Genomic DNA, 12,200 nt, shown 5'->3' with positions numbered 1-12,200 from the left:
AACGCTCAGACGTGCTGACCGCCATTGATGTGGATTTCCGAGCCGGTCACATAGGAGGCCTGCTGCGAGCACAGGAAGTAGATGATGTCGGCGACTTCCGCCGTGGCGCCGAGGCGCCTGAGCGGGATGGTCTCGACGATCTTGTCGGTGCCCGGCGACAGGATCGCGGTGTCGATCTCGCCGGGAGCAATCGCATTGACGCGGATGCCGTGCGGCCCGAAATCATGCGCCATCTCGCGCGTCAGCGAGCCGAGCGCTGCCTTCGACGTCGCATAGGCGGTGCCGGCGAAAGGATGCACGCGGGTGCCGGCGATCGAGGTAACGTTGACGATCGAGCCCTTGGCCGCAGCTAACTCCTTGAAGAGACCACGCGCGAGCATGATCGGCGCAAAGAAATTGACCTGGAACACATCGCGCCAGACATGCATCGGCGTATCGATCGAGTTCATCCGGCTGTTGCCGTCCTTCAGCTTGGGCGAAATACCGGCATTGTTGACCAACGCGTGCAACTGCCCCCCATGCGCTTCCAGCCGGTGACGGATCTCGGAGACGGCGATGCCGACATCCTCCTGATCGGCGAGATCGACCTTGATGTGGTCTTCCGGACCGGCCGGCCACGGGCAGTCCTCGGCAAAGGCCTGACGCGAACAGGTGATGACCCGCCAGCCCTCGCGCGAAAAGCGCTTGACCGTGGCATGGCCGATGCCGCGGCTAGCGCCGGTCAGCACGATGGTTTTTCTGGTGTCGGTCTCGGCCATGTCGCTGTCTCCAGCCGGACATGTAGCGGAACGCGGTTAGCGTGGCGAGTGGCGAGTTGACGCTCAGCCGCCGCCGAGAATGTCGAGGATCGACGTCTTCCGCTTCTTGGTCGGGCCGCCGACGCTGCCGGGTGGCACCGGATGCTTGATCGAGGCGGTGGTGCCGCCGTCGCCGGGCATGTCGAAGCCGTCGGCATCGACGGTCTCGGCCGGACGGCGGACCGGCGCCTGTGCCGGGGCAGCAGCTGGCGCCGGGGCAGGCTCCGAACGGCCAACGGCCACGGCAGGCTGCGGCGCTGCCTGGTTGTTGTCAGCTGAAGGAATGTCGTCGGGGACGATGGTGTCGGGCGGCGTCGATTTCCAGGTGCCGGGCAGCGGCCTGACCGGCACGCCTTCATGCGCGGCAACCATGAACTCGTGCCAGGCCTGCGCCGGCAGCGCCCCGCCAGTGACCTTCTTCATCGGCGTGCCGTCATCATTGCCGAACCACACGCCGGTGGTGAGGTTGGCGGTGTAGCCGACGAACCAAGCGTCGCGCGAATTCTGGCTGGTTCCGGTCTTGCCGGCCGACGGCCAGGCGAAGGCCGCTTTCTTGGCCGTGCCGATCTCGACCGTGCCGGTCATCATCGAGTTCATCATGCCGACAATGTCCTGCTTGACGACGCGCGGCGCACCGCCACCACTGTCGTCATAGAGCACCTTGCCTTCGGTCGTGGTGATGCGGCGGATGAAATGGATATCAGGCTTGTAGCCGCCATTGGCGAACGGAACATAGGCCGATGTCAGCTCGAGCGGCGTCACTTCCGAAGTGCCGAGCGCGATCGAAGTGTTGGCCGTCAGTTCCGACTGGATGCCCATGCGGTGCGCCGCCTCGACCACCGCGTCGGGGCCGACTTCCATGGTCAGCTGTGCCGCGACCGAATTCAGCGACTTCGCCAAAGCGGTCGCCAGCGTCACCTTGCCGAAATACTTGCCGCCGTAATTGTCCGGCGTCCACTTGCCGATCTTGATCGGCGCGTCGTTGCGCACGCTGTCGGGCGTTCGGCCGGCCTCGAGCGCGGCCATATAGACGAACGGCTTGAATGCCGAGCCCGGCTGGCGGCGCGCTTCCGAGGCGCGGTCGAACTGGCTGGTCGAATAGTCGTAGCCGCCGACCATGGCGCGCACCGCGCCGGAATTGTCGATCGACACCAGCGCGCCCTGGCTGACATTGAGTTTCTTGCCGCTGTCGTCGATCAGCCGGCGGATCGACTGTTCGGCGAGCTTCTGCAGGTTGAGGTCGACGGTGGTGTCGACGACGATATCGCTGCGCACGTCACCGATCAGATCGGGCAGTTCTTCCATGATGGTGTCGGCGACATAGTTTTCCGAGCCGGTCCAGTAAGACGGCGCGCGCGTTGCCGGCGCGCTCATCGCCGAGGTCAGTTCCTTGGCGCTGATCTTGCCTTCGTCGCGCATGGCGGCGAGCACCAGCTGCGAGCGCTGTTCCGCCGCCTTGGGATCGCGTGCCGGCGACAGCCGCGACGGCGCCTTCAACAGGCCAGCGAGAAGGGCCGCCTCCGAAAGCGTGACATCGCGCGCACTCTTGCCGAAATAGCGTCGTGAGGCCGCCTCGACGCCATAGGCGCCGGAGCCGAAATAGACCCGGTTGAGGTACATTTCGAGGATCTGGTCCTTGGTATGCTTGTGCTCCAGCCACAGCGAAAGCAGCACCTCTTGCACCTTGCGCTCCAGCGTGCGGTCGGGCTTCAGGAACAGGTTCTTGGCCAGCTGCTGGGTCAGCGTCGAGCCGCCTTGCGAGAAATGGCCGCCGAGCACATTGGTCACCATGGCGCGCGACAGGCCGATCGGATCGATGCCGAAATGCGAATAGAAGCGGCGGTCCTCGATGGCGATGACGGCCTCGGGAATGTAGGGCGACATTTCGTGCAGGCCGACCGCCTCGCCGCCGCTCATACCTCTGTTGGCAAGCAGCTGGCCGTCGACCGAGACGATCTTGATGTTGGGGGCGCGGTCGGGGATCGACCAGGTGGTGGCCGCCGGCATCTTGGCGCCGTAATAGACGACAATGCCGGCCACCGCGATGCCGCCCCAGATGCAGAGCACGAAGCACCAGTAGAGCATCCGGGCCATAACGCCGAACAGGCCGCGCCGGGGTTTGCCGCGCCTGCCGCGCGACGACTTCGCCTTCGACGATTTGCGTTTGGCGGAGGCTTTGCGGTTACTCGGCACGACGCGGTCCTCCTCGCTCACCGAAAGACCCGGCTGGGATCGCGCCTGCGGCGGTCCCTCGAAACTGGGCTCGATGCGGCTGTCTCTGCGGTTCGCCATGCCTGCGCTTGCTGTCCCCGGTGCCTATGGCGCTCCGGTTGCAGAGTAGATGCGGCGATTTAAGGGCGGGTTAAAGCAGGGTTTATGCAGGGTTTTGAATTCCTTAGGATTTTCTGAATCCGCTACCGCCCGCTGCCGCTGTCGTTACCGCTCTGTTCCGGCCCTCTCCCATGGCATCCCAGAGAGCAGAACGGGGCGTGAACAAAATTTGGTTACCCAAGGTTAACTGCGATTGACTCAAACAGCCGTCAGGCCCGACGCTGACCATCAGTGCTGCTTTTGCCGACCGCGTACCCTCTACGCTTCCTGTAAATGAGTGTCGGTCTGGTCACGCATCGCATCGGGACGCCATCCTTCCCGGCTATCAGAGGCGATCCAATTAAGGACTTATCGACGAAAAAGGAGAGGTTATCGTTGGGCTTGCTTGGGCCGGCGGTTAGCTTTATCCACGTACATCGCCTCGTCCGCTTCTGCTATCAAATCGACGATGGATTTCAACGTTTCCTTTGCCGGATCGTGGTGGGCGAAGCCCAAGCTGAGGGCCAGCGCCGGCTCTCCCGCCGATTTCAGATTGTGATCCTCCACGGCGCTCGTGAGTCGGCGACGCAGGACTTCGACAGCTGCTCTGTCGACGCCATCTGTCATCGCGATGAACTCGTCGCCGCCGAATCTGGCGATCACATCGGACGCCCGGAAAACGGAACGCAAAACCCCAGCGGTCCTGATCAACGCCCGGTCACCGACCTCATGGCCAAAATGATCATTAATGTGCTTCATGCCATCGAGATCGACGAAGGTCACGACAAAGCCCGTTCCGCTCCTGGCGGCGCGCTTCACCACCTCTCTGGCGAGCACTGCGAAGCCACGACGGTTGTGAAGACCTGTGAGCTCGTCGACGAGCGATTGATCCCGCATCTCCAACACCATCCTATGGCGCTCCCAGGCATAGCGAATGGCGCGAACAATTTGAGGCCCGTTCATTTCCCCTTTGACGAGGTAGTCTTGTGCACCGTCGCGAACCGCTTGAATCGCCGACCCTTCGTCGTTGAGGCCTGTCAGCACAATGACCGGGACGTCGGAGGCGGTCGCTTGAAACTGGCGAAGGGTATCCAAACCCGTACTGTCGGGGAGAAACAAATCGAGCAACACGAGGTCGAAGCTCTGATCGGCGATTTGCTCGAGGCCATGGGCCAACCGATCCGCTGTCCAGATCATGAAAGCCGTGGTGGTGCCGTCCGTAAGCAGTTCCCGGATCAGCCTGGCATCACTGGGATTGTCTTCGATAAGGAGGATGTTTAGCGGACTTTCGGTCAACTGGCGCTACTCCGGTGGCAGTTTTACAATCGAGAGCCAGAAGTTCTCGATCCCCCGCACTACGCGTACGAATTCATCCAGGTCGACGGGCTTGGTAATGTAACAGTTGGCGTGCAGGTTGTAGCTGGTCAGGATATCTTTCTCCGCCTGCGAGGTGGTCAACACCGCAACCGGGATACGTCGCAAGTTTTCGTCCGCCTTGATTTCGGCGAGAACCTGACGGCCGTCCATTCGGGGCAGATTGAGATCCAGCAGGATCAGGTCAGGACGTGGCGCGTCGGCGTAGCGCCCTTCTCGCCGTAGCAACGACATGGCCTCGACTCCGTCCTGCACGACGTTGAGTTCATTGCGCACCTTTGCGTCTCGCAACGCCTCGATCGTGAGCCGAGCGTCGCCGGGATTGTCTTCGACGAGGAGGATGTTGATGGCGCGTCCAGTCGAGCTGATGTTCATACCGTATCCATTTGAGGTGCCGAAGACGTTGGAGCAAACTTCAGTGCTTGGCTGGTGTCCTCTATATCCTGGCACGGAAGCGTGAAGAAGAAGGTCGAGCCATGGCCGACCTCGGACTCGATCCAAATCCGACCACCGTGGCGTTCGACAACTTTCTTGCAAATGGCAAGACCGATGCCAGTCCCCGGATATTCGGCCCGTGTATGCAAGCGCTTGAAAACGGTGAAAAGCTGCTCAATATATCTGGCATCAATCCCGATGCCATTGTCCGCGATCGAGAACAGCCATTCCCTGCCGTCTCGCTGCGCGGCGATCTCAATCTCCGGGACGCGCTCGCCACGGAACTTGATGGCGTTGCCGATCAGGTTTTGGAACAGTTGAACCAACTGGAATCGATCGCCATCGATTTTCGGTAGCTCGGACTTTCGGATGATTGCGCCGCTTTCAATTAGCGCCGCTTTGAGGTTCGTCAAGGCGCGCTCGACCACAAGGGTGCAATCGATCGCCTCGAACGCGCTGCCCTGCGTGGTGACACGTGAGTAGACCAGCAGGTCATTGATCAATTGCTGCATCCGCGCAGCGCCATCGACCGCGAAATGGATGAACTCGTCAGCGTCGGCACCCAACCGCCCCTTGTAACGTCTGCCAAGCAGTTGAGTATAGCTTGCCACCATTCTCAGCGGCTCCTGCAAGTCATGCGAGGCGACATAGGCAAAGCGCTCCAGCTCGATGTTTGACCGAGCCAACTCGCTTGCCCTCACATCAAGCTCGCGCGTCTTTTCGGCGACACGCTGCTCCAGGGTGGCAGCATACGCGCGTAGCTCGGATTCCCGGCTCTTCAGCGCGGTTGTCATTCGATTGAAGGCACGCGCCAAACGACCGAGCTCGTCGCTCGAGGACTCTGGCAGCACCACATCCCGCTCGCCCGCCTCGACTCGCCTGGTGCCCGCTTCGATGCGCCGAATGGGGTTGGTAATGGTTCGCGACACCAAGCCGGACGCTACCGATGCAACGAGCAAAAGCAGGCCGCCAGCGATCGCAAGGCTCCGGCCGAGCTGATAAACAGGGGCAAAGGCTTCGGACTTGTCGAGCTTTGTGATGAGACACAAGCCAAACTTCGGCATCCACCGATAAACGGTGATCGCCGGAACGCCACGGTAGTCATTCGAGAGATCCAGCCCATCATTGTGTTCAAGACAGAGCCGGGCCGCCACGCTTTGGTCCGAGGTAAGGGTGCCCGCTTCGGCTTCGGTCAACAGCCGCGGCCTGCTGACAAACTGCCTATGCGTGTCGATCAAGTATGCTTCGTCAGTCGCGCGAAGACCCGCTCGTCGATCGACGGTGCTAGCCAAACTCTCTGTTCCGAGACGGGCGACCAGAACAGCAACAAGTGCACCGTTCCGGGCACGAAGCGGTGTGGACAAGATCGGCGACAACAGGGGGAGGTTCCTTGAACGGTCCGGCACCAAGTAGAGGCCAGCGCGGATTTTACCATTGGTGAAATAAGGCTCGCCCGCGCCCTGCCGGCCACCATCGGTGGGATCCGTCGCCGTCAGGACTCGGCCCGATTTCGGGTCCATCACAAAAAGGGCGACAAAGTCCTGGCCCTCCCCGGTGCGCGCCGCAAGATCGTCGCGGAAGTCAACCCAATTGTCAGGTGTCGCATGCGCAGGAAGATCGGCAAGCTTGGTGAAGTCGTCGACGATGTGGGGCGATTCGCTGAGCCCGCGCAGCTCGCTCAGCTGGCCGTCGAGCCAGGACCCGATCGCGGCCTGTTTTTCCAGTGCTCGAGATTGGACCTCGGCAACAACGCTGCTCTCCAGCGCCGACCTGCCCTGGTTGAAGGCCAGCCATCCGGTCGCGCCGAGAAGAATCGCAGCGAAGAGCGCAAAAAGCAGAGTAAGCTTTTGTGAAATCCCAGGCCGCAAGAGCGGCAAGGCCTGTTGCGGATCAACATGCGATCGCCTGGTCATTCCGCACTCGGCCGCGTGCCGCGGCGAAGCCAAAGCAAACCGGTCCCCACCCAAGCGAGACTCAGCACTATTAGGGCAGCGGGCAGCCAGATTTTCGCCGCTGATATGCGCTGGCGGATCGAAGCCGCCACGTCGAACAGCTCAGCTTTAGACTGCGCGGAATACCTAGCTTGCCAGACACTAAAGTCTCCTATCGACTTCCCCGTGGCCGGATCAACGAAAAAGCTGTGGCCATTGTCCGTCATGTCGACGAGGATACCTGAGACGGGCTCCACCCATAGAAAGCCTTCGCCGTCTGTCCCGACCCCGAAGCGCTCGGGCACGTCTGGAAGATAATCATAGGTCTTTGTTTCGTCGAGGTTCGCGATCGTGAAGCGGTAGACTGCGAGGGTCAGACCGTCGACCACCTCATTGCGATCGAAAGCCAGGTGCCGTGGACCACCATAATAGGGGTCCCAGATCTTATCAGTAACGCCCTTCAGCTGCGGCGGGAACATGAATTGCCCGCTGCGGCTAAGGTCGCCGTAACCCGCGACATTCTGGCGGGTCTTGCGATCAACGCCATAAAGGCCGGTGGTTTGATAGTTCACCTGTCCGGTGTCAGTCGTCCAATCGATATGGCTCTGGACGACGGCAACGTCGCCGGTGGCGCTCAGCACTTGGTCGACACGACGGCCCTGCTGGTGGAACGCGGCGAAGGCCGCATCCGGCGTCTGCCGAAAGCGGCTATCCGATTCGAGAATGACGCTGCTGGTATAGTCAGCTGACAGCCTCTCCAAGGCTGGTCCAAGGCTCAATCGAACAATCGCTGCGGTGACGATCAAAAACGCCGGTGGCGCTAGGACCCACAGGACAGGTATCGAGCGCCGCCTCTGCAGAGCATTCACCACTGCCGATGCATGCGGCGCATCAGCTCCCATCGTTGCTCCCTCGCTTCGCCAACGGCAATCGAGTTTCGGCACAAATCGCTCCTATGCCGACCAATATTCCGTGCGTGCGTTAGTCTATCTGCGAGCTGCTCCACGATATCTGCTTCCCACTGAGTGTTCAAGATCAAGGATCTATTGCTCCTTGTGGATTCCCTCATCTTATCGCGACATAGATAACCTTTTGCTTACGATTTCACCCTCCAGCATAAAATGGTCCGATGCAAATGGCTTTTGCAAGCTGGGGACATTGGCACGATCGGCGTCGGCACACGATCGGGATACCTGATGAAAGCTGTATTGCCCCGACCCTCAGGGGCGTGCAGCGTTTGAGCGCGATCACACACCTAGCAATTCGAAATCGGCTTTCTTGAAAATTTGGGCTTCAGCCATGTCTTAGACGGCTAAGCCGTCACGAACATCTACGAATAAAGGCGCGTTTGCATACCTGACTCGGTAGAGGGTGTCGTTGGAGCATTTGGCCAGCGGCTGAGTACCGCACGGGGCGCAATGATTTCGGTGTCGTGATGGATGGCCTCGGCGACGATTGAGCATTGTCCATGGTGGCTCGGCGGTAACGACTTCCAACGAAGACAATCGCCCTCGCGTGGCATTTTGTCCGGGCGGCAAGGCCCGAGCCATTCTCAGCCGTGACCAGGCAGTCGCGGACATGTTCCGCGTTGGGGCGCGATCGCAAATGGTCGCAGCTTCGCGTTCGACCGCGCCCCAAAATCACCCGTCACCAGGTAATCACCTGGTGGACATGCGTCAGCCGATCGCCGCACGAACCGAGAGCGCTGCCCTGGACGATTGCATAACCTCGCCGACATGGCAGTAGCAGACGATCTCGTGCAGTTGGTGGTCGGTCAACTCGAAGAAGCGCTTGGCTTCGCCATAGCTGTCGTCTTTCAGACCTTCGTCGTGCAATATGGGGTCCGTGAAGGCAACCGCTATCGGCGAGCCATCGCCTCGCATGACATCGCGCTCCGGCGGGGCACGGTATTCAGTCCCGGCGAGCGCGGTCAGGAGCCGGCTGGGCTCACGTTCAAGAAGCTCGGCCCAACGTACGAGACGTTGGGTTCGACTCATTACCGGCTGTGTGTTGACCTCGGCCACTGCATGCAGTTGGTCCAGTGTTTGGTGTTTCATGGCAACCTCCTAGTAATAGGTTGGTTGACCCCAAACGCCCTATATCGACATCATAGCGCCGAAGCGTCGATCCGTCATTCGAATTCCATGTCGGGGCAATCGCGGGAGACCTCGCCAATGCCTTTTTACATGCAGCCAGCCGGCGCCCCGCCGCCGTCGACGGCAGGCTCAGTTCTGCTGGATCGAAATGCCCTTGTCGTCGATCTTGAGCTCGACGCCTTTTGGCTTGGTCTGTTCGTGATAAACATACGCACCGAGCGCGATGACCACGACAACGAGCGCGCCGACGAGAAGGTAGAGTGTATTCTGCTTCACGGCGCGCTCCTTTGGAAAAATTCCATGGGAAAGCGCGCAGCGCTTTTCCATGGAATTGCGTTAGATAAAAATCCGAGCCTCATGCTCGCTTCAGGACCTTGACCAGCACCAGCAGGATAACGGCGCCGATCGTGGCGTTGATGATGGCAGCGAGAATGCCGCCGCCGATGGCAAAGCCGAGCCTTGGGAAAAGCCAGCCGGCGATCAAGGCGCCGATAATGCCGACGACGATGTTGCCGATCAGGCCGAAGCCGAAGCCCGAGACGATGAGGCCAGCGAGCCAGCCGGCAATGGCGCCGATGATCAGGAAGATGAGAAGGCTTTCGATGCCCATGGCGAGTCCCTCCAGGATGAGAGGCAGCTGCGGAGCGGACGGCCCCGAATCGGCCTCATTTTCAACGGCTTCACGCTATGCGAAAGCACGTCAACCCGCCAGCGGGCTCACGGGTCGTCGTCATCGTCACTGGAGGCAGGCCGCCAGCTGGTCGGCTCGACCTTTTTCTGGGTGTCGCTGTCGGTGTAGACCCACCAGGCGCCGTCGCGGTACTGCCCGACGGATTCGCTGACGACACCGGCGCCGTCCTTCCACAGGACAGTGACCTTGGACCCGTCCGTCGGGGCGGTTGCTATCGGCTTTCGGTCTGCCATGTCATCCCCTCTCGTCGCACTTCCATCCGGAATGCGCAGAACAACGCCGCCACCCCCATCCGGTTCCAGCGGAACGAAGGGCCCGAACCATCAGCTGTGCGCAAAAATATCCTCTTCGCCCCAGCCCATCAGATCAAGCTTGGCACGCGTCGGCAGGAAGCGGAAGCAGGCGTCGGCTTCCTTGGCGCGCCCGTCCCGCGCCAGCCGTCCGGCCAGCACATCGCGCAGACGGTGCAGATAGAGCACGTCGGACGCGGCATATTCGAGCTGTTCGGGCGACAAGGTCTCAGCCGCCCAATCCGACGATTGCTGCACCTTCGACAGGCCAACGCCGAGCAGTTCGAAGCAGATGTCCTTCAGGCCGTGCCGGTCGGTATAGGTGCGGGTCAGCCGCGAGGCGATCTTGGTGCAGAACACCGGCTCCGGCATGACGCCGAAGGCATTGTAGAGCACGGCGAGGTCGAAACGGCCGTAGTGGAACAGTTTGGTGATGCCGCGGTTCCTGAGCAGGCTGACAAGGTTCGGCGCCTTCTTCTGGCCGGGCGCGATCTGGATCACGTCGGCGGAGCCATCGCCCGGCGAGATCTGCACCACGCAGAGCCGGTCGCGGTGCGGGTTCAGCCCCAGCGTCTCGGTGTCGATGGCCACTGCGTCGACATTGTAGTGGGACAGGTCGGGCAGATCGTTCTTGTGGAAGCGGATGTCGCTCATTGTCTTCTCCGGATCGCGGCTTACGGTCGTCCTCGCCGCGATCCGCTGAAAAATCAACCAGAAACTGGTTTCCCACTGCTTCAGCGCGTCAGCGCATCGAGAATGCGCGCCCAGGAGCGCTGGCCCTTGTGGAAGGAGGTCAGCTCGTATTTCTCGTTGGGCGAGTGGATGCGGTCGTCGTCGAGGCCGAACCCGACAAGCAGCGATTCCATGCCGAGATAGGTCTGGAAATCACCGACCACAGGAATGGAGCCGCCGGCGCCCGTGGTTACCGCCGGCTTCGGCCATTCATCCGACAGCGCGTTCTTGGCCTTGGCCAGGAATGGCGAGTCATAGGAGAGCTGGATCGCCGGCGAACCGCCATGGGGATGGAACTCGACCGAGCAGTCCCCAGGAATCCGCTCCCTGACGAATTTCTGGAACGCCGCGCGGATCTTCTCGGGATTCTGCTTGTGGACGAGGCGGAAGGAGATTTTCGCCGACGCCTCCGCCGCGATCACCGTCTTGAACCCTTTGCCCGTATAGCCGCCGATAATGCCGTTGAATTCGGCGGTCGGCCGCGCCCAGGTCAGCTCCAGCACCGAGCGGCCTTTTTCGCCTGACGGGATCGACAGGCCGATAGGCCCGAGGAAGGTCTCGGCGGTTTCGCCCAGCGTCTCCCACGATTTCAGGATCTGCGACGGCGTCTCCTCGACTCCGTCATAGAAGCCGGGAATGGTGATGTGGCCATTCTCGTCATGGATGTCGGCGAGGATTTTCGCCAGGATGCGGATCGGATTGGCGGCAGAACCGCCATAGGCGCCCGAATGCAGGTCGCGGTTGGCCGCCTTGACGGTGACCTCCTCGCCGACCATGCCGCGCAGCGACACGCAGATCGACGGCGTCTCGCGGTCCCACATGCCGGTATCGCAGACCAGCGCGAAATCCGCCTTCAGCTCGTCGGCGTTCGCCTCCAGGAACGGTTTCAGTGACGGCGAGCCTGACTCCTCCTCGCCTTCGAACAGGATGGTGACGCGGCACGGCAGATTGCCATGCACCTGCTTCCACGCCCGGCATGCCTCGACGAAGGTCATCAACTGCCCCTTGTCGTCTGCCGAACCACGCCCGGTGATCACCTTGTGGCCGGGCTCGATCTCCTTTACCGTCGGCGCGAACGGATCGTTCTCCCAAAGCTCGATCGGGTCGACCGGCTGCACGTCGTAATGGCCGTAAAACAACACATGCGGCGAACCCGCCGGCCCCTCATGATGCGCAACCACCATCGGATGTCCTGGCGTGTCGCGCACCGAAGCGTCGAAGCCGATCAGCTTGAGCTCCGACACCAGCCATTCGGCGGCCTTGCGGCAGTCGGCGGCATAGTCGGAATCGGTGGAGATCGACTTGATGCGGAGCAGGCCGAACAGGCGCTCCAGGCTCTGGTCGAGATTTTTATCGATACGGTCGAGGACGGGGGAAATGGTGGACATTATTGCGGGCCTTTCTTTTCGGTGCCGGGACCGTAAAGGCAGCGCATCAAAACGAAAAGCCCGCGATCATTAGACCACAGGCTGGAATTTGCTTGTTGAAAGGCAAAAAAGAGCCGCCGTGGTGGAGGGGGAACCACGGCGGCCTTTACTCGAAAC

The 12,200-nt window shown here is 61.2% G+C and carries 12 protein-coding genes; all 12 read right to left on the bottom strand.

All coding sequences use genetic code 11. The annotated features are described in order from the left end of the window. Positions 1 to 5 precede the first annotated feature (5 nt). The 12 genes from JQK88_RS24385 to JQK88_RS24330 all read right to left on the bottom strand — a co-directional run bounded on the left by JQK88_RS24385 (position 6) and on the right by JQK88_RS24330 (position 12,044). Positions 6 to 758 (bottom strand): SDR family NAD(P)-dependent oxidoreductase, encoded by a 753-nt coding sequence (locus JQK88_RS24385; protein WP_192259182.1) that lies wholly within the window; start codon positions 756 to 758, stop codon positions 6 to 8. A gap of 63 nt (positions 759 to 821) precedes the next feature. Next, complete coding sequence (locus tag JQK88_RS24380; protein WP_192259183.1) at positions 822 to 3,089, bottom strand: transglycosylase domain-containing protein; 2,268 nt, start codon at positions 3,087 to 3,089, stop codon at positions 822 to 824. Between the two features lie 408 nt (positions 3,090 to 3,497). Then, positions 3,498 to 4,403, bottom strand: a complete 906-nt coding sequence (locus JQK88_RS24375) for a GGDEF domain-containing response regulator (RefSeq protein ID WP_203279681.1) — start codon at positions 4,401 to 4,403, stop codon at positions 3,498 to 3,500. Positions 4,404 to 4,409: 6 nt separating this feature from the next. Continuing rightward, the gene (locus JQK88_RS24370) at positions 4,410 to 4,856 is read right to left on the bottom strand and encodes a response regulator (protein ID WP_192259185.1); all 447 of its coding nucleotides are present in this window, start codon (positions 4,854 to 4,856) and stop codon (positions 4,410 to 4,412) included. Next, positions 4,853 to 6,829 carry an ATP-binding protein gene (locus JQK88_RS24365; protein ID WP_203279680.1) on the bottom strand — a complete coding sequence of 659 codons (1,977 nt, stop codon included), beginning with the start codon at positions 6,827 to 6,829 and terminating at the stop codon, positions 4,853 to 4,855. The genes JQK88_RS24370 and JQK88_RS24365 overlap by 4 nt, the downstream gene beginning before the upstream one ends. Further along, positions 6,826 to 7,791: a porin PorA family protein gene (locus JQK88_RS24360; protein WP_192259187.1), complete on the bottom strand. Its 966-nt coding sequence runs from the start codon at positions 7,789 to 7,791 to the stop codon at positions 6,826 to 6,828. Before JQK88_RS24360 ends, JQK88_RS24365 begins: the two co-directional genes overlap by 4 nt. Positions 7,792 to 8,523: 732 nt before the next feature. Further along, positions 8,524 to 8,904 carry a hypothetical protein gene (locus JQK88_RS24355; protein ID WP_112562746.1) on the bottom strand — a complete coding sequence of 127 codons (381 nt, stop codon included), beginning with the start codon at positions 8,902 to 8,904 and terminating at the stop codon, positions 8,524 to 8,526. 168 nt (positions 8,905 to 9,072) lie between these two features. Continuing rightward, the gene (locus JQK88_RS24350; protein WP_023686592.1) at positions 9,073 to 9,219 is read right to left on the bottom strand and encodes a hypothetical protein; all 147 of its coding nucleotides are present in this window, start codon (positions 9,217 to 9,219) and stop codon (positions 9,073 to 9,075) included. A 79-nt stretch (positions 9,220 to 9,298) separates the two neighbouring features. After that, positions 9,299 to 9,553, bottom strand: coding sequence for a GlsB/YeaQ/YmgE family stress response membrane protein (locus tag JQK88_RS24345; protein ID WP_112562748.1), 255 nt, complete (start codon positions 9,551 to 9,553; stop codon positions 9,299 to 9,301). Positions 9,554 to 9,660: 107 nt separating this feature from the next. Further along, positions 9,661 to 9,867 (bottom strand): hypothetical protein, encoded by a 207-nt coding sequence (locus JQK88_RS24340; protein ID WP_192259188.1) that lies wholly within the window; start codon positions 9,865 to 9,867, stop codon positions 9,661 to 9,663. A gap of 90 nt (positions 9,868 to 9,957) precedes the next feature. Next, a complete protein-coding gene (locus JQK88_RS24335) occupies positions 9,958 to 10,578 on the bottom strand; it encodes a ribonuclease D (RefSeq protein ID WP_192259189.1) in 621 nt (206 codons plus the stop codon). 80 nt (positions 10,579 to 10,658) lie between these two features. Beyond that, entirely contained in the window at positions 10,659 to 12,044 is a 1,386-nt protein-coding gene (locus JQK88_RS24330; RefSeq protein WP_203279679.1) for a M20/M25/M40 family metallo-hydrolase, read from the bottom strand. Between the last annotated feature and the right edge of the window lie 156 nt (positions 12,045 to 12,200).

Origin of the sequence: Mesorhizobium caraganae, assembly GCF_016836705.1 — a bacterium.
GTDB classification, from domain to species: domain Bacteria; phylum Pseudomonadota; class Alphaproteobacteria; order Rhizobiales; family Rhizobiaceae; genus Mesorhizobium; species Mesorhizobium caraganae.
This window is presented reverse-complemented; position numbering and strand designations above follow the sequence as displayed.